This is a genomic window from Sphingomonas sp. UYAg733, from assembly GCF_054057355.1.
In genome coordinates, this window is the sequence record NZ_JBSRZE010000001.1 from 939,541 (window position 1) to 956,317 (window position 16,777).

The 16,777-nt window shown below is 66.2% G+C and carries 16 protein-coding genes; 7 read left to right on the forward strand and 9 right to left on the reverse strand.

The features are described from left to right. Window positions 1-2: 2 nt before the first annotated feature. Both ACVWZA_RS04735 and bla read left to right on the forward strand, forming a co-directional pair. On the forward strand, window positions 3-359 hold the full coding sequence (locus ACVWZA_RS04735; RefSeq protein ID WP_457309976.1) for a hypothetical protein: 357 nt from the start codon (window positions 3-5) through the stop codon (window positions 357-359). Between the two features lie 170 nt (window positions 360-529). Next, a complete protein-coding gene (gene bla, locus ACVWZA_RS04740; protein ID WP_457309977.1) occupies window positions 530-1,405 on the forward strand; it encodes a class A beta-lactamase in 876 nt (291 codons plus the stop codon). Here bla and ACVWZA_RS04745 read toward each other — a convergent pair whose 3' ends face one another. Beyond that, window positions 1,406-2,311 carry a LysR family transcriptional regulator gene (locus tag ACVWZA_RS04745; RefSeq protein ID WP_457309978.1) on the reverse strand — a complete coding sequence of 302 codons (906 nt, stop codon included), beginning with the start codon at window positions 2,309-2,311 and terminating at the stop codon, window positions 1,406-1,408. It lies immediately after the preceding gene. Window positions 2,312-2,456: 145 nt separating this feature from the next. Between ACVWZA_RS04745 and ACVWZA_RS04750 the strand changes: the two genes are divergently transcribed. Then, window positions 2,457-3,704, forward strand: coding sequence for an SGNH/GDSL hydrolase family protein (locus ACVWZA_RS04750; RefSeq protein WP_457309979.1), 1,248 nt, complete (start codon window positions 2,457-2,459; stop codon window positions 3,702-3,704). A gap of 49 nt (window positions 3,705-3,753) precedes the next feature. On the opposite strand, the gene ACVWZA_RS04755 is transcribed toward ACVWZA_RS04750, so the two are convergent. Further along, the gene (locus tag ACVWZA_RS04755) at window positions 3,754-4,644 is read right to left on the reverse strand and encodes an alpha/beta fold hydrolase (protein ID WP_457309980.1); all 891 of its coding nucleotides are present in this window, start codon (window positions 4,642-4,644) and stop codon (window positions 3,754-3,756) included. Between the two features lie 230 nt (window positions 4,645-4,874). Here ACVWZA_RS04755 and ACVWZA_RS04760 point away from each other — a divergent pair, with 230 nt between their 5' ends. Next, window positions 4,875-5,747 carry an alpha/beta fold hydrolase gene (locus tag ACVWZA_RS04760; protein ID WP_457309981.1) on the forward strand — a complete coding sequence of 291 codons (873 nt, stop codon included), beginning with the start codon at window positions 4,875-4,877 and terminating at the stop codon, window positions 5,745-5,747. A 57-nt stretch (window positions 5,748-5,804) separates the two neighbouring features. On the opposite strand, the gene ACVWZA_RS04765 is transcribed toward ACVWZA_RS04760, so the two are convergent. After that, on the reverse strand, window positions 5,805-7,124 hold the full coding sequence (locus tag ACVWZA_RS04765) for an acetamidase/formamidase family protein (protein ID WP_457309982.1): 1,320 nt from the start codon (window positions 7,122-7,124) through the stop codon (window positions 5,805-5,807). Window positions 7,125-7,206: 82 nt separating this feature from the next. Next, window positions 7,207-8,127 (reverse strand): LysR family transcriptional regulator, encoded by a 921-nt coding sequence (locus tag ACVWZA_RS04770; protein WP_457309983.1) that lies wholly within the window; start codon window positions 8,125-8,127, stop codon window positions 7,207-7,209. A gap of 91 nt (window positions 8,128-8,218) precedes the next feature. Between ACVWZA_RS04770 and ACVWZA_RS04775 the strand changes: the two genes are divergently transcribed. Beyond that, window positions 8,219-9,001: an NAD(P)H-dependent oxidoreductase gene (locus ACVWZA_RS04775; RefSeq protein WP_457309984.1), complete on the forward strand. Its 783-nt coding sequence runs from the start codon at window positions 8,219-8,221 to the stop codon at window positions 8,999-9,001. Window positions 9,002-9,207: 206 nt separating this feature from the next. Here the strand turns inward: ACVWZA_RS04775 and ACVWZA_RS04780 are convergent, their stop codons facing one another. Further along, complete coding sequence (locus tag ACVWZA_RS04780) at window positions 9,208-12,297, reverse strand: autotransporter domain-containing protein (RefSeq protein ID WP_457309985.1); 3,090 nt, start codon at window positions 12,295-12,297, stop codon at window positions 9,208-9,210. A 153-nt stretch (window positions 12,298-12,450) separates the two neighbouring features. On the opposite strand from ACVWZA_RS04780, the gene ACVWZA_RS04785 reads away from it, so the two are divergent. After that, on the forward strand, window positions 12,451-13,086 hold the full coding sequence (locus tag ACVWZA_RS04785) for a response regulator transcription factor (protein ID WP_457309986.1): 636 nt from the start codon (window positions 12,451-12,453) through the stop codon (window positions 13,084-13,086). Here ACVWZA_RS04785 and ACVWZA_RS04790 read toward each other — a convergent pair. From ACVWZA_RS04790 to ACVWZA_RS04800, 3 genes are read right to left on the reverse strand one after another with little or no spacing between them, the layout of a single operon-like run. Then, a complete protein-coding gene (locus ACVWZA_RS04790; RefSeq protein ID WP_457309987.1) occupies window positions 13,083-14,096 on the reverse strand; it encodes an MBL fold metallo-hydrolase in 1,014 nt (337 codons plus the stop codon). The genes ACVWZA_RS04785 and ACVWZA_RS04790 overlap by 4 nt on opposite strands. A gap of 56 nt (window positions 14,097-14,152) precedes the next feature. Further along, complete coding sequence (locus ACVWZA_RS04795) at window positions 14,153-14,500, reverse strand: antibiotic biosynthesis monooxygenase family protein (protein WP_457309988.1); 348 nt, start codon at window positions 14,498-14,500, stop codon at window positions 14,153-14,155. Next, on the reverse strand, window positions 14,497-14,826 hold the full coding sequence (locus tag ACVWZA_RS04800) for an NIPSNAP family protein (RefSeq protein WP_457309989.1): 330 nt from the start codon (window positions 14,824-14,826) through the stop codon (window positions 14,497-14,499). Before ACVWZA_RS04800 ends, ACVWZA_RS04795 begins: the two co-directional genes overlap by 4 nt. A gap of 112 nt (window positions 14,827-14,938) precedes the next feature. Between ACVWZA_RS04800 and ACVWZA_RS04805 the strand changes: the two genes are divergently transcribed. Continuing rightward, on the forward strand, window positions 14,939-15,631 hold the full coding sequence (locus ACVWZA_RS04805) for an ArsR/SmtB family transcription factor (protein WP_457309990.1): 693 nt from the start codon (window positions 14,939-14,941) through the stop codon (window positions 15,629-15,631). 3 nt (window positions 15,632-15,634) lie between these two features. On the opposite strand, the gene ACVWZA_RS04810 is transcribed toward ACVWZA_RS04805, so the two are convergent. Further along, window positions 15,635-16,720, reverse strand: a complete 1,086-nt coding sequence (locus ACVWZA_RS04810) for an MBL fold metallo-hydrolase (RefSeq protein ID WP_457309991.1) — start codon at window positions 16,718-16,720, stop codon at window positions 15,635-15,637. Window positions 16,721-16,777 lie beyond the last annotated feature (57 nt).

Consider the following 16,777-nt stretch of genomic DNA (forward strand, 5'->3'; position numbering starts at 1 on the left):
GAATGACGACCAAGCCCAAACTCCTTCCCAGCCGCCTGCTCATTACCGTCACCGCCGCGCTGCTGGTGATGGGGCTGGCCGCCTGTTCGAAGTCGGCACCCGAAGCGCCGCCGGTCGAGAATATCGATACGCCGGCGATGAACGAGCCGGCCCCGATCCCGAGCGACGTGCCGCCGCTGAACGAAACGACATCGACGGTCGATCGCAATGCGACCGCCGAAGTGCCGGCGGCGGAGCCCGCCACGCCGCCGGACGAACAGATGATGGACGATGCATCGGCCACCGGCATGACGTCGCGTTCCGCACGCGGCGAACAGGCGGCCGACCCGGCACCGGCGGATAGCTCGCCGCCGCAGTGATGCGCGCGGCGGCGACAGTCCGCCGCACGATTGTGCCGACAGGACGTTCGACCCTGGCGCGCTCGACCCTGGCGCGCTCGACCCTGGGGCGGTGACGTTGGACCGGTCGAGGCTTGGCGATGAGGCCGTGCCCGAGGTAGCTCTCGCCACTGGCTGGCGGGAGAAATGGATTGCAACGACGGTCATTTCTGGTCGGTACGGGGTGCACGCTGATCGCGATGCCGGCGCTGGCGACGAACCGGGCCTTTGGCGGCGCGGGCTTCAAGGCGCGCATCGCCGCACTCGATGCCGAGACGCGTGGCCGGCTCGGCATGGCGATCTTCGATACCGGCACCGGCGCGCGCTTTGCCTGGCGCGGCGACGAGCGTTTCGCGATGTGCAGTACGTTCAAGTTCGTGCTGGCGGCTGCGGTCCTCAAGCGGGTCGAACAGGGTCGCGAGCGGCTCGACCGCCGTATTACGGTGGCCGCCATCGACATCGTTCAACCTTCACCATTGTGCAGCGCGCGCATCGGGTCCGATGCCTCGATCGCCGAACTATGTGCGGCGACGGTTGGGCAGGGCGACAATACCGCCGCCAATCTGCTGTTGCCGGCGATCGGCGGCCCGGCGGGCCTGACGCGGTTCATGCGCGGCCTGGGCGATACGCGTTCGCGGCTCGACCGCAACGAGCCCATCGTCAATGATGCCACGCCCGGCGACCCGCGCGACACGACCACGCCGCTGGCGATGCTCGGCCTGCTCGACCGGTTGACGCTCGGTCGTGCGCTCGCACCCGCTTCGCGCGAGCAGCTGATCGCCTGGCTCATCGCCAGTGTAACCGGTGCCGCGAGGATGAAGGCCGGCCTGCCGGCGGGCTGGCGAGTCGCGGAAAAGACCGGCGCGGGCAATGGCAGCGACAATGATGTCGCGCTGCTCTGGCCGCCGCAGCGGCAGCCGTTGCTGGTGTCGATCTATATCGCCGGCAGCCCGCTGCCGATGCCGCGGACCAATGCGATCCATGCCCAGATCGGCGGACTTATCGCGCGGGCGAACCGCGACGGCTGATCACGCGACCCGGCCGCGCTCGGCGAGAAAGTCGAGAAAGACGCGCGCGCGGGCCGGCAGCTGTCCCGACTGGCCGAGGAACACGGCGTGGAATTCTTCAGAATCGCCGGGATTATGGCGTTCGAGTAGCGGCACCAGCCGACCGGCGGCGAGGTCGTCGCCGATCGTGAACGTCGCCAGCCGCGCGACGCCGACACCGGCCAGCGCGAGCCGCCTGATGCCTTCGCCATCGCTGACCTTCACGCGGTCCTTCACTGGCAGCAACGACTCACGTCCGTCCTCGACCAGCGGCCAGCCATTGGTCGCGCGGGCATAGGCAAAACCGAGCCGGTCGTGACCGAGCAATTCGGCCGGTGTCGCGGGTGTGCCGTTGCGTGCCACCCATGCCGGTGCGGCGACGATCATCATCCGCGTCTGGCCAAGCTTGCGCGCCATCAGCCGCGAGCTCGGCATCGGCCCGGCGCGCACCGCGATATCGGTACGTTCGGCGAGCAGGTCGATCACCGTGTCGGTCTGCAATATCTCGATCACGATGTCGGGATAGGCGTGGAGAAAGTCGGCCAGGATTGGCGCGAGGACATGCGCGACATAGGATGTGCTGCTGCTGACGCGCAGGCTGCCGGCGAGCCGCTCACCCGCACCGGCATTCCGCTCCGCTTCGTCGAGATCGGCGAGGATGCGCAGCGCGCGATCGTGATAATCCTGTCCCTCCGGCGTCAGCACCAGCCGTCGCGTCGAACGATGCGCAAGCCGCACGCCGAGCCGCGCCTCGAGCCGCGAAACCAGTTTGCTCACCGCCGACGGCGTCATGCCGGCCGCAGCCGCGGCGGCGGAAAAGCCGCCAAGTTCGACCACGCGAACGAATATCTCCATCTCGCCAGCGCGGTTGATAATGGTCCGGGCCATCTGTGCCTTCATTTCACCAATGATATGCCGAATGGGCATATAATTCATTGGCAGAGCCGGGTCCATCTTGGGGTGGTCAACATCGTCGCCCATCACCGACGCGATAATATGCGGCGATGACCAACCTTTGTCAGGAGTAAACTCAATGATCCGATCCTTCGGCGCCGTTATCACCGCGCTGCTGATGGCTTTCGCCGGCCCGGCCCAGGCGGCCGACTGGCTTCCCGCCTGGACGGCCAGCCCGCAGCCGGTCTGGGGCAGTGATTTCCTGCTTCCGGCCAGCCTGCCCAAATCGCTCGAAAAGCGCACCGTGCGTCAGGTCGTGCGGCTCGGCATCGGCGGCACGGCGGTTCGTATCCGCTTCTCCAATGCCTATGGCCGCGCGCCGGTACGGATCGGCGCGGTGAATGTCGCGCGCTCGGCCGGCGGCGCGGCGATCCGGCTGGAGAGCGACATGGCGCTGAGCTTTGGCGGCATGCGCGAAGCGGTGCTGCTGCCGGGCGCATCGCTGCTGAGTGATCCTGTCGCGATGCGCGTCAAGGCAGCGGAGGATCTTTCGATCACCATGTATCTGCCCGACGCGACGCCGGTCGAATCCTTCCATTGGGAGGGGCGGCGCAGCGGTTATATCGAACGCGGCGATCATGTTTCGGCGACCACGCTCACCGCGCCAGAGATTACCGGATTGCGCCTGTTCGTGTCCGACGTGCTGGTCGAGGCGCCGGACGGGCGCGGCACCGTGGTGGTGCTCGGTGATTCGATCACCGATGGTGCCGGTGCGACGATGGAGGCGGAAGCCCGCTGGCCCGACTATCTCGCCGCACGTGCCGCGCCGCATGGTATCGCGGTGATCAATGCCGGCATCTCCGGCGCGAGGCTGCTGAGTGACGGAATGGGCGCCAATGCGCTGGCGCGGCTCGACCATGACGTGCTCGCCCAGCCCGGCGTGCGCACCATGATCCTGCTGCTTGGCATCAACGATATCGCCTGGCCGGGCACGCCCTTCGCGCCGGCCGAATCGCCGATGAGTTTCGAGCGGCTTACCGCGGGATATCGCCAGCTTGTCGGCCAGGCGCATGCGAACGGCGTGCGGGTGATCGGGGCGACGCTGACGCCGTTCGCCGGCGCACTGCCCGGCACGCCGCTTTCGCCGCGCTATTACAGCGCGGAAAAGGACGCGCTACGCCGCCGCGTCAATGACTGGATCCGGACCAGCGGAACGTTCGATGCGGTGGTCGATTTCGACCGGCTGCTCGACGATCCGGCCGCGCCGGGCGCGATGCTTCGTGATTATGATTCAGGGGATCGGCTTCACCCCGGCGATGCTGGAAATGCGGCGATGGCAAGGGCGGTGGATCTGGATATCCTGATTGCCGATAAGCCGAGCCGATGAATGGTCTGCTCCCTTTCGCTTCAGGGAAGGGAGCAGGATCGGTGGCAGATCACACCACCGCCGGCACCCGCGCGACTTCCTCGAACGCGTCGAGGATCACCGGCACCAGCGGCAGCGGCAGGTCATGGCCCATGCCCGGAATCTCGCACAGCCTTGCACCGGGGATCGACGCGGCGGTGTCGCGGCCACCTTCGACCGGGACCAGCGGATCATCGACGCCGTGGATCACCATCGTCGGTGCGGTGACGTTGGTGAGCGCGGTGCGGCGGTCGCCGCCGGCATAGATCGCCGCCATTTGCCGCGCGATGCCGGCGGGTTGATGGCTGCGCTCATAATCGCGCTTGATCCGCGCGCGCAGCATTTTCTCGTCGGCCGGGTAGCCGGGGCTGCCGATCACTTTCGCACTTTTGACGCCATGGTCGAGAATCGATTCCAGATCGGTCCCCGCCGGTCGCGTCATCAGCACCGCAGTCGCCGCGTCGGACGATCGCGGCACCGCCGGGTTGCCGGTGGTCGACATGATCGAGGTGAGCGACAAAATGCGGTCGGGATAGGCGGCGGCGAAAAGCTGCGCGATCATGCCGCCCATCGACGCGCCGATGATGTGGGCGGCGGGTATGCCGAGTGCGTCGAGCAGCCCGGCCGCGTCCGCCGCCATATCGTCGAGCGTATAGGGGATATTCGGCTTGAGCCCGGCGAACATCGCGCCGGCGACCTTCATCAGGTCGGGCGTGCCCGCCGCGTCGAATTTCTGCGACAGTCCGATATCGCGGTTATCATAACGGATCGCGCGATAACCGCGCTCGACCAGCCCTTCGATAAACGGCATCGGCCATAATGTGAGCTGGCCGCCAAGTCCCATGATCAGCAGCACCGGCGGCGCATCCTTCGCGCCATAGCTCTCATATTCGATCTCGATTCCGTTGGCCTGGATCTTCATGCCGCATTCTCCCGCTTACGGGCAGGATCGCAGGCGGGCGGGGCGGGGGCAAGCGAGGTTTGCCGGGTTTTGTGCATCCCAGGCCGGATTTCTCGGCACTGAGCGCGCGATTTACGGCTCTGTGCGGCGCGGGCCGGGCGAACGAAAGATAATGCCCACCATTACCTCCGACGTAATCGACCTTGGATCGGTCCGATGGTCAAACGTGCCCGGCAAGAAGGAGAACGCAGATGAACACGGCAATGGCAATCGCAGAGCACGCAGCCGACACCTATCGGTCCACGCCGATCGACACCGTCGAGACAGCCGACGGTGCACGGCTCGCGGTGCGTGACTGGGGGGCGGGGGAGCCGATCCTGTTCCTGTCCGGCTGGACATTGCCGTCGGATTTCTGGGGGCCGCAGATGGTTTCGTTCGTCGGGCGGGGACATCGCTGCATCGCGTTCGACCGGCGCGGCCATGGCCGTTCGTCCGATCCGGGTTTCGGTTATGATCACGATACACTGGCCGACGATATCGCCGCAGTGATCGGCGCGCTCGGCCTGCGCGGGCTGACGGTGGTCGGCCATTCCATGGCGTGCGGGGAGATCGCGCGCTACTTTGCCCGCCACGGCGGCAAAGGGATCGACCGTGTCGTCATGATCGGCGCGACGACGCCGTTCCTGATGCGCACCGACGACAATCCCGACGGGATCGATCCGGCCGCGACCGTGGAGTCGGCCGAACAGCTCGCATCGGATTTCCCGGCCTGGATCGCCGCCAATACCGATCCATTCTTCGTCGCCGACACGATTCGCGAGACGAAGGAATGGGGCCAGCGGTTGATGCTCGGCACCTCATTGTTCGCCGCGGTGCAACTCGCCCAGGCCAATTTCGTCACCGACTTCGGCGACGATCTGCGCCAGGTCGATGTGCCGACCCTCGTCGTGCACGGCGACCTCGACGTGTCCGCACCGCTCGCCCTGACCGGCGCGCGCACCGCCGTGCTGATCCCGGACGCACAATTCCTCGTCTATGAAGGCGCGCCACATGGCCTGCCGCTGACCCATGCGACGCGGCTGCGCGAGGATATGCTCATCTTCATGGCGGCGACCGGCGCCTGAACGATGGCGGGCAGCGGAGGCCCGATCGGAAAGGGCGGGTCGCGAGCGTCGGCTCGCTTACTTCCCGCCAGCCCCGACCTTCGCGGGTAGCAGCGCCTTGTCGATCCGCGCCGCCACCCCGACGCTGCGCCCGGCAAGGTTGGGCACCGAATAGCGCATCGCCACACCAAGCAGTTGCGCCGCCTGCGACAGAGTCATTCCGTAATCCTGTTGCAGCCACGCGATCATGCCCGTGCTCGCCGCCTTCAGCGCTTCGTCGAGCGAGCCGGCCTGGCCGAGCGTCATGATCTCGGTCGGGGATTCGACTCGCGGGCCGCCGATGCGCCTGGCCTTGATCAGCTCGACGGAGAATTCGACCTGCATCGACGTCTCCAGCGCATATTGCGATGTCTCGCCATCGCCCTGCAGGGCGTGGGCATCGCCGAGATAAAGCAGCGCGCCCGGCTGCTGCACCGGCAGATAGACGGTGTTGCCTTCGACCACTTCATTGAAGTCCATATTGCCGCCCGATGACCCGGTGTCGCCGGTCGATAGCGGCTGCGAACCGAAGCCCGGCGCCAGCGCCAGCCCGCCGAGCATCGGGCGGACGGCAATCGAGAAATCCTTCAGCGCGCCGGTCGCCGATGCGGGCCGCGCGCGCCCGGCGGCGCGGTCGAGCGTCCAGCGTACCGGCTTGCCCAGATCGCCCGCCTTTGCCGCGAGGCTCGATCCGAGCGCGCGGCCGACGATCGTGTCGAGGCTGTCGGCATAGTCGCGGTCGAGCCGCAGCCGCTTGATATGGATGGCCAGCGTATCGCCCGGTGCCGCGCCGGCGATGAAGAACGGCCCGGTCTGCGGGTTGCCGAACAAGGCGACGGTCCTGCCCGCCGCGTCCACTCCGCCGGAATCGATCGTGCTGGTCGCCACGCTGTCGCCCGGCCAGATGGTCAGGACGGGCGCGCGATGCGGGTCGAAGCTATTGCTGTAATCGCTCGGTACGAAGCGATAAGTGCGCGGAGGCCCGGCGGGCCGGTCGGCGATACGCCGCGCGGTGAAGGCGTGCCGCGCCCGCCGGTCGGGGAAATTATTGTCGGGCAAATCGGCGTCGCCGGCCATCGTGTCACCGGTCCGAGTGCCGGAAAAGGCATAGACAGCGCCCTGCGCGTCCTTCGCCGAAAAGGAGATCTTGTTGCCGGCCATGCGCCCGGTCAGCGGATCACCGTCGAGATCGCCGCTCAACGTATCGCCAGCCTGCGTAATGGTCATCGTCGAATAAGCGGAATTGCCCCACAGATCCTGCACCACGACCCAGGTCTCGGGACGGTTTGCCGGCACTTTCCGGGCGATGCCGGGCGTGGCGGACAGGCACAGCAGGATCAGCGCGAGCAAGCTTCGCATGGTTTCTCCGGATTTTCGCGCCATCAAGCATTGATTGACTACAACTGTAATCGTAACCCCTGCGACAATACAGTCAAGCTTCTCATTGTGGGTCGATACCCGGAATAACGCCGATCCGTGCGGCGAGGAATTCGACCAACAAGCGGACCCGGGCGACGCCCGCACGTTCCGGCACGATCAGCATGTTCAGCGGAACGGTCGGTAACACATGGTCGGGTAGCACCGACTCAAGCCGGCCCGCGGCGATCAGGTCGTCGACCAGCCAGCGATGCGCTGGCGCGATACCGCGCCCGGCAAGCGCCGCTTCGCGGGCGGCAAGTCCATGGTCGATGCGGAGGCGCCCGCCGAACGGCACAGTGTGGCGCGTGCCGTCCGGCCCGTGCAGGACGATCGTATCGCTCCCTGCGATGTTCGACATGCGAACGCCTTCATGGCGGGACAAATCGTGCGGGACCGTCGGCCGGCCATGTACCGCGAGATAGTCGGGTGCCGCGACGAGCAGGCGCCGGCTCTGGCCAAGCGCGCGCAGTTTCATCGAACTGTCGGTCAGCGGGCCGAGACGAAGCGCGATATCGACGCCCTCGCGGACCAGGTCGATACGCTCGTCGGTCAGGCTCAGATCGACCGCGATATGGGGATGACGATCCTGGAAAGCGAAGACCAGCCGGGTGGCATGAAGCACGCCGAACGCCGCGGTACAGGAAATGCGGATCATTCCCGCCGCCGCGCCGCGCATGCCACGCGCCTCCTCGCTCGCCTGTTCGACCAGGCGCAGGACCTGTACGCTATCGGCATAATAGCGACGGCCCTCGTCGGTCATGGTGACGCGCCGCGTGGTGCGACTGAGCAGAGGCACGCCGACCGCTTCCTCCAATTCGCGCACATGCCGGGTAACGGTCGACTGACCTATGCCGAGTTCGCGCGCCACCGCCGAGAGGCTGCCGCGCTCGGCGACGCGCACGAAGCTGCGCATGCGTTCGAGCGTAATGTCGGATCTATCCATTATTCGGCACAATCATATCCATTGGAGAGATATACCGGATCAAGATGCTGACGCCTAGTTACGGTGTCCCTTCCCGACCGGATCCTGTTCCATGAAAATCCTGCTTGTCTTCGCCCATCCCGAACCGCGTTCCCTCAACGGCGCGCTCCGTGACGCCGCCATCGCCGAGCTTCGCGCCCAGGGCCATGAGGTGCGGGTGTCGGACCTTTATGCCCAGGGCTGGAAATCGGCGGTCGACCGGGACGACTTCCCCGCGCTCACGCCGGATATCCGGTTGCAGCCGGCGGCGGCGTCGAGCGACGCATTTGCCGCCGACATGCTGACCGACGACGTCCGCGAAGAACAGGATAAATTGCTTTGGGCCGATATGCTGATCCTGCAATTTCCGCTCTGGTGGTACAGTATGCCGGCGATCCTCAAGGGCTGGGTCGATCGCGTCTATGCCTATGGGTTCGCTTATGGCGTGGGTGAACATAGCGACCGGCACTGGGGCGACCGCTTCGGCGAAGGCACGTTGGCGGGGAAGCGCGCGATGCTGATCGTCACGACCGGCGGGTGGGAAGACCATTATGCGCCACGCGGTATCAACGGGCCGATCGACGACCTGTTGTTCCCGATCAATCACGGCATCCTCTATTATCCCGGCTACGACGTGCTGCCGCCGTTCGTGGCGTACCGCGTCGATCGGCTCGATCAGGCTGGTTTCGACAGCGTCGCGCAGAATTTGCGCGCGCGCATGCGGACGATCGCGACGGAGGCGCCCATTCCCTATCGGCGGCAAAATGGCGGGGATTATCTGATCCCCAGCCTTGCGCTTCGCGCCGGCCTGGGCGATCCGGGCGCAAGCGGATTCGCGCTTCACCTGGATGTTTAGGGTTTGACGCACAGGCGGACGAACGGTGCCAGCCCTTTGCCGGCCATCACCGCTATTATCGCAGCCGCCGTCAGCCCTCCGCGAGGCTCACGCTGCTGGTCGATGCGCTGCGCTATCGCGGTCCGTGATCCGGCCATGCGTCATGGGCCGCCTCTTGCGAGGCGGCCCATGTTCGTGTTTCGATAGGGAAAGCGCCGACCCGAGGATCAGAAGCGGAAGCGCATTCCGGCGCGACCGCCATAGCCGCGATAATCGCCGCCATCGGCATAGCGCGCTTCGAAGAAGCCGCTGACCTTGCCCTGTTGCGACCCGATGTTCAGGCCCAGCGTACCCTCTCCATAATCGCGGGTCGGGCGGTTGGCGAATGCCACCGTCTGGCCACCGCTGGTGAAGATCACCCGGTCCTCGCCCTTGAATTCATGGACGTAATTGCCGCCGGCATAGAAGGTTGCCGTCGATCCGCCCATGTCCATCGCATAACCGACGCGCGCGCCGCCCTTGCCGCGAATGCCATCTTCGTTGTCGAAGTTGAAATTGCCCGAAGCGACCCCGAAATCGTCGAAATCGGAATGCGTGTAGGATACGCTGGCCGACGGCTCGACGAACAGCGTGCTGCCGAAGCGGAAGCCCGCCTCCGCCTTGCCGCCATAGACCGACCCGCGCAGCTTGTCGGTGTAACGGCCCGACACGCTGACATTGTCGCCCCAATAATAATCATATTTGCCGAGCACATTGACGAAGACCGGCCCGATCTTGAAACCGGCATAGACGCCGCCATTGACCACGTCGAAATTGATCCGGTCGGCCGATCCCGCAAAATGCAGGGTCGAGTTCAGATATCCGCCGGTCACGCCGAACGCGAACGATCCGTCACCGGCCTGGCCGCCGAGATCCACGCCGAGCTGACCACCGAAATAATCCTGCTTATAACCGAGATCGACCGGCGTGGTGACGCCGTTGCTGGTGAAGTCGCGTCCGCCCTGGCGTTCCTCGACCTGGCCCAGCACCTGGCCCCAGATGCGCCCGCCGGCGCCACCGGCACCACTTGCGGCGACATTGTCGCGCAATTCGCGCATGTGGCCCGACCAGGCATCGCCCGACTGCAGCCACAGGTTGCGCACGCCTTCGGCGAACAGCGCGGCGCGATAGACACCGGCGCCTGGCGTCGCGACCAGATTATAGCTGAAGTTGGTCGGGTTGTAGACGATCCCGTACTGCACCAGCCCCTGATCGACATTGGCCGAATTGAGCACGAACGCATTGGCGCCCGACGCGGCACCCGCCTGCACCAATGTGGTACCGGCGGCATTGCTGAGCACCGCGACGCCGTTCAGCGGGTTGATCGAGACGGTGGTGGTGCCGCTCGCCACGCCACCGAGGCGGAGCTGGTCGGCCGTGGCGCCTGTCGCCAGAAGGTTGACGTCGAGCCCGAGCGCCGCCGCGCCCGACCCGCTATAAGTGCCAGGCAGGGTGAGCACATCACCGGTATGGCCGTTGCGCAGATCGATCGTGCCGCTGTTGTTGAGTGTTTCGAGGTTGAGCAGGCTGATCGTGCCCGCCGTGGTCGCGCTGGGCAGCACGCGGAACGTGCCGCTATTGTTGAACACGTCCGTGCCGGCGCCGAAATCGGTGTTGGCATTGGCGATGAAGGTGCCGGGGTTGTTGTACGTGTCGTTGCCCGCGCCGAAATCGCTGACGCCATTGGCAATGAACGTGCCGCTATTGGTCAGCGTGTCGGCATTGCCGGTCAGCAGGATACGACCGTTGATCGTGCCGCTGTTGGTGATCGTCGCCGCGCCACCATTGACCTGCAGCGCATAGCTGCCGCCGCTGATCGTGCCGGCGTTGGTTACCGTAGTGCCCGTGCCCGACGTGATCGTCGCGCCGTTGTTGAGGCCGTTCAGCGTGCCGCCCGACGCGAGCGACAGATTGGCGGTGGTCGCCGCGGCGATGGTGACGCCGTCGAGGCTGGCCGAATTGGTCGCACCGCTCAGCGCGACGCCGACCGATCCGGCGGTGCTCGTCGCCGAGATGGCGGTCGCATTGGCGCCGGTGGTGGTGACGCCGGCCGCACCGACCGTCACCGCACCGCCGCCACGCGCGACGATGCCGCGGCTGCCCGCGCCGGTGGTGGCAACTTGTCCGGCGGTAATTGCGACGGTGTTGGTCGCGGTCGCGTTGATGCCATCGGCATTTGCGCCCGCCGTGCTGATGCGGCCCGTGCCGTTGATGACCACGCTGGAGGTGGCGATCGGGCCGAAGAACATTACGCCGGCCGGAACGAGGATACCGGTCGAGCCCACGCCGGTCGTGGTGATCGTCCCGTAATTCACCGTGGCGCCCTGTGCGCCCGAGATGACGATACCGCGCGCATTGACGCCAGTGGTGCTGATCGTCGTCGCGCCGGCGCGCGCCGTGCCGCCGGTCGAGGTGACGCGGATCGCATCGGCGCCGTTGCCGGTCGTCGTGACGCTGGCGGGAACGGCGACCGCAGAGCCGGTCGTAGCGGACGCGACGACGCCGAATGCGTTGGTGCCCGACGTGGCCACTGTCCCATTCTGGATGATCGCGTTGCCGTTGAAGCCGGTCGTCGCGCTCGCGCCGATCGAATTCGCGCCCTGGGTGGTGATGCTGCCGATATTGACCGTGACGTTGCCGACATCGGAACGGGCGGTCACGCCGCTGGCATTGGCGCCGGCGGTGGTCACGGTGCCGGATGTGACGAGGATCGTACCGCTATTGTTGGTCGCATCGATGCCGGTGGCGTTGGTGCCGGTGGTGCCGGTGTTGCCGCCGACGATCGTGATGTTGCCGGTCGCGGACGAAGCGATGATGCCCTCGGCATTGGTGCCGCTGGTGCGGATCACGCCGGTGGTCGAATTGATCGCACCGTCATTGGTCGCCAGCAGGACGCCGAAACCGCCATCGGCATCGGTGCGGATCGTCGTGGTCGGGCCAGCGTTCAGCGTCAGCGACTGGGTATCGATGGCCAGCGCCAGGACGCCGATATTGAGCCCGCCGCTGGTGTCGATGACGACATTGGGATCGACATTGATGGTCAGATCGACCGGAGGAACGATGTAGGTGACACCGTTGGGATAGGGGTTGCCGGTTACCGTGCACGTGACCGTTCCGCTGGCCGGGCTGCCGCACTCTTCATCGGCATAGGCGGGCTGGGCCAGCGCGATCAGAGCAAGAGCGCCGATGCCGGTACCGAACATGAGGCGCGACCTGATGCGGGCGGTGCGGCTGGCAGCTGTTGAAACGGCGAGCGCCGACGAGTGCGAAACGAACATGTAGACCGGACTCCTGGATAAGGCCCCCCCGGTATTATTCCGCGCTGTAGATGCGTCCGTTTCGCCGCGCCACTCGTATGAATACTAGGTTTGTGAATGATTTGCGGGCCATTCGATGCGCGACGCTGGTGCGCCAGACGCAAGGAGACGATCGTGTTTGGCCCCACCACATCTCTGCTGGATGACAACGCGGTAAGATTGCTCCCGCTGGCGGACATCCGCGATACACTGCACGTGGCGATCGATCAGGCCGATATCGCCATGGCGATCTGCGACATGGATTTCGTGCCGATTTTCCTCAATCGGGCGGCGCGCCGCATGGCCGGCATTGCGCCGGGTGCCAGCATGTCGACGATCGCTTTCGACCGGCTGTTGGGCTCGCGATCGCTCGATGCCGCCGCGATCATGGCCGATATACGGTACACCGGTATATGGCGTGGCGACATCATGGCCAGTGTCGATGATGCGATCGGCGATCAGGCCATGGCCATGGTGATCGCTCGTTTCGACGGTGAGAACGGGCAGGGCATATTGGTCACCGCAACGCCACGAAATCCGGCCATCCCGCGTGCGACGGCAAGCGATCTGATCAGCGCCTCGACCGGGCTGACCCGGCGCGAGCGCGAGGTCATGCTTGGCCTGGTCGATGGCAGCACCAATAAATCGATCGCCCTGGCGCTCGGCATCAGCCCGAGGACGGTCGAATTTCACCGTGCCCGGTTGATGCAGCGATTTGGCGCGAAGTCGCTGATCGACCTTATCCGCCTGGTCACCGTCGGGACCGGCTAGAGCCTTGCCGCTTTGCTCTGGCGGACCGTTCCAACAGGCTTGATCCAGACATCGCCGGGTTCCAGCGCGGTGAAGGCGGCGGCGGGCAGGCCATGCCGCTGCAACGCCGCGGCCAGCTGTTCCTTCGGCTCCGACCAGGGTTCGTCGGTCAGCGCGAATGTGCCCCAATGCAGGCCCAATGCCTCCGGCGCACCGCAATCCAGCATGATCTGTACCGCTTCGGCGGGATCGGCATGCTGGTCCTTCATGAACCATCGCGGGTCATAGGCACCGATCGGCAGCAAGGCGATGTCGGGTGCGCCGAAGCGCCGGCGGATGTCGCGGAAGATATGGCCGTCGCCATAGCCGGTGTCGCCCGCGACATAGGCGCTGCCCGACGACGACCGAATGAAGAAACCACACCACAACGCCATCCGCCGGTCGCCGATGCCGCGCGCCGACCAATGGTTTGCCGGGCACAGCGAGACCGTCACATCGTCGTCCAGGCCGGTCGATTGCCACCAGTCGAATTCCTCGACCCGCACCTGAGGCAGGGACCGCTCGACGATGCGCGCATTGCCGAGCGGCGCGATCATGCGCGGGCGGTGATCGGCACACAGGCGCTTCAGCGTCGCCAGGTCGAGATGATCATAGTGATTGTGCGTCAGCAGCACCGCATCGATCGGCGGCAGATCTTCGAAGACGATGCCGGGCGGGTTGGCGCGGCGCGGTCCCGCCCATGATATCGGGCTGGCCCGATCCGACCAGACCGGATCGACCAGCAAGTTCAGCCCCGCCGTCTGGATCAGGACGCTGGCATGACCGACCATCGTGATGCGCAGGCCCGGAACCCGCGCATCGGGCACGACCTGCCGGCCCGGCACCGCCCTGGGCCACACCGCGCGTGTCCCGCCGACGCGCCAGCGCAGCAGCGCGGCCAGGCTGCGATCGGTCGTCGGGTGGCGGGGATTGAAGAACCGCTCACCATCGAAATGGTCGGAAGCCGGGCCCTGATAATAGCTGTTGCGCATCCCTGCGCTTCTGCACGCCGTTACCTGTCGAGACAATCTGGTCTTCGCCAGTTTCCCTATGCCGGGTGTGCAACCCGGCTGTCGCCCGGTGCCTGAGCGCGGTCGGTCATGCCGTAATCGCGCGCCACCCCGGCGATGCGCAGGCGATAGTCGGTGAACACGGTTTCGCGCCCCTTGGCCTGGGTCGCGCGGTGCGCGGGCTGGTTGCGCCATTCGGTCACCGCCGCCTCGTCGCGCCAGAAGGACAGCGACAACAGCTTGTCGGGGTCGCTCAGGCTCTGAAAACGCTCGATCGAGACGAAGCCGTCGATCTTCTCCAGCACGGGCCGCAGCTTCGCGGCAAGGTCGAGATAATGGTCGCGCTCGCCAGCCGCCGGCCACACTTCGAAGATCACCGCGATCACGGGCGCACCAGCGGCGCATGCGGGCCGGAGACGAGGCGCAGGAACAGCCGGTCCTCGCGCTTGATGAACTGTTCGCGCTGGCTGAACGCGTAATTCTCACGCCCCAATGGGTCGTCGCGCAGCCGCGCGCGATACGCCTCGTATGCGGCAAGGTCGGCGATCGTATAGACACCATATGCCGTGGTCGCCGATCCCTCATGCGGCGCGAAATAGCCGATCAGATCGGCACCGCAGCGTGGGATCGCCTGACCCCAGTTGCGCGCATATTCCTCGAACTGAGGCAGCTTGTAAGGGTCGAGTTCGTATTTGATGAAGCAGGTGATCACCGTCCGCCTTTCGTATCGTGGTGCCGACCTGATAGAGCCGCGCACACCAGCGATGGTTCGGTCGGGACCGAAGCATCGCGCGGGCGAAGCGGGTCCAAGGGAAACGATGATGATGAGCATTTCCTCCCTGGCGGAAATCGCCGCGCTGATCGGCGAACCGACGCGCACCGCGATGCTGGTGACGCTGATGGATGGCCGCGCGCTGACCGCGGGCGAACTGGCGCGCGCCGCCGGGGTGACCGCGCCGACCGCCAGCGGGCATCTCGCGCGCTTGCTCGAGGCCGGGCTGCTCGGCGTCGAGGCGCAGGGGCGGCACCGCTATTACCGCCTGTCATCGCCGGCGATCGGCGCGATGCTGGAGGGCATGATGGGGGTCGCCGCGACGATCGGGGCGGGCGTGCCGCGCAAACCGGTGGTCACCGGACCGCGCGACAAGGCGCTGCGCCGCGCGCGCACCTGTTACGACCATCTCGCCGGCGAAGTCGCGGTCGCCATCGCCGATGCGCTCCACGCAAGCGGGCGGATCGACCTAGATCGTGAGGGCGCGGCGGTGACTGGCGACGGGTTGGTCTTTCTCGCCGATCTCGGCGTCGAGCTGGACGGTGCCGCGCGCGGTCCGGTGTTCTGCCGCCCCTGCCTCGACTGGAGCGAACGCCGCCCGCACATCGCCGGTGCGGTCGGTTCGGCGCTTTATCGGGCACTGCTCGCGCGCCACTGGTTGCGCCGGGTCGAGGGCAGCCGCGCGGTCATCGTCACCCCGGCGGGCGTGGCCGGCCTCGAAAGCCGCTTCGGGGTGCGTGTCTGACGATCAGTCGCGGACGCCGAACTGGTAACGCGTGCCGACCACCGATCGCACGACGCGGTCGGGCATCGCCGCCAGCGCCGCGGCGATGAACACTTCGCCACTGCAATGGCCGGGAATGATATAATCGGGGTTCATCGCACGCATCAGGTCGAGCGTTTGCAGCGCCTGGGCTGGAGTCTGTGGCGCCACGAGGTGGAATCCGCCGACGATCGCATGGATCTTGTCGATCCCCGACACCGATTGCGCGCGCCGCACCGTGTTGATGATGCCGCGATGGCTGCACGATCCGATCACCACCAGCCCGTGCCCGGCGACATTGAACGCGGTGCCGAGTTCATGGACGGCGTCATCGACCACGAAATCCTTGCCCCGCTTGGCCGGATCCAGTTCCGCGCGGTCGCAACTCTTGCCCGGCAGCATCGCGCTGGGCACGATCGGATGTTCGGGCGAGACCAGCGGGATCATGCCGGTGGTGAAACCCTGTCCGGCGATCGCCGGCTCCGGGCCGACGACCAGTTTGATCCCCGCCTTGGCCAGCGCCGGGCGGTCGATTGCGCCGAATGGCGGGCTACCGGGGGTCATGCCGCGCACCCGGTCGCAAAACGCCTCTTCGCCACCGACGAACAAAGGTGTGCCGCGCCGCACCTTGCCGGTCGCGAGCAACCCGTCGAGCCCGCCGAAATGATCGTAATGGCCATGGCTCAACACCATCGCGTCGATCGTCGCCGGATCGATGCCGAGCAGGCCCATATTGTTGAGCAGCGTCTCCGGCGTGTAGCCGAAATCGACCAGGGTGCGCCGCTCGACCGCGCCGGCACGCGTGCTGGCGAGGATCGAATAGCCCCATTGCGCGAGGAACGACGAATGATAGTCGCTGAGGCGCGGGGTCGGGATGGTCTTCAGGTCCGGCTTGTCGATCGGTACGCCGAACAGCGCGGCAGTGCCGTCGACCAGCACGGTCAGCTCCAGCCGGTCGATCGTCGGCACGGTAAATTGGGGTGCGATGAAGCGGAGTGGGGCGGCGATCGCCGGCCAGGGCAGCATCAGCGCGCCTGCGCCCTTCAACAGCGAGCGGCGGTTCAGGAGCATGGCAAACCCTCCATACGGCCCGGACGGTTGCGGGCACGGCAGGAATGTCGCCGCGAT

Bases quoted from the DNA above. Each gene is read 5' to 3' on its own strand.
- ACVWZA_RS04735 (WP_457309976.1), top strand. From the start codon at position 3: ATGACGACCAAGCCCAAACTCCTTCCCAGCCGCCTGCTCATTACCGTC.
- ACVWZA_RS04805 (WP_457309990.1), top strand. From the start codon at position 14,939: ATGAGCATTTCCTCCCTGGCGGAAATCGCCGCGCTGATCGGCGAACCG.
- ACVWZA_RS04755 (WP_457309980.1), bottom strand. From the start codon at position 4,644: ATGAAGATCCAGGCCAACGGAATCGAGATCGAATATGAGAGCTATGGC.
- ACVWZA_RS04810 (WP_457309991.1), bottom strand. From the start codon at position 16,720: ATGCTCCTGAACCGCCGCTCGCTGTTGAAGGGCGCAGGCGCGCTGATG.
- ACVWZA_RS04750 (WP_457309979.1), top strand. From the start codon at position 2,457: ATGATCCGATCCTTCGGCGCCGTTATCACCGCGCTGCTGATGGCTTTC.
- ACVWZA_RS04765 (WP_457309982.1), bottom strand. From the start codon at position 7,124: ATGCGAAGCTTGCTCGCGCTGATCCTGCTGTGCCTGTCCGCCACGCCC.
- ACVWZA_RS04780 (WP_457309985.1), bottom strand. From the start codon at position 12,297: ATGTTCGTTTCGCACTCGTCGGCGCTCGCCGTTTCAACAGCTGCCAGC.
- ACVWZA_RS04770 (WP_457309983.1), bottom strand. From the start codon at position 8,127: ATGGATAGATCCGACATTACGCTCGAACGCATGCGCAGCTTCGTGCGC.
- ACVWZA_RS04775 (WP_457309984.1), top strand. From the start codon at position 8,219: ATGAAAATCCTGCTTGTCTTCGCCCATCCCGAACCGCGTTCCCTCAAC.
- ACVWZA_RS04745 (WP_457309978.1), bottom strand. From the start codon at position 2,311: ATGGCCCGGACCATTATCAACCGCGCTGGCGAGATGGAGATATTCGTT.
- ACVWZA_RS04790 (WP_457309987.1), bottom strand. From the start codon at position 14,096: ATGCGCAACAGCTATTATCAGGGCCCGGCTTCCGACCATTTCGATGGT.
- ACVWZA_RS04760 (WP_457309981.1), top strand. From the start codon at position 4,875: ATGAACACGGCAATGGCAATCGCAGAGCACGCAGCCGACACCTATCGG.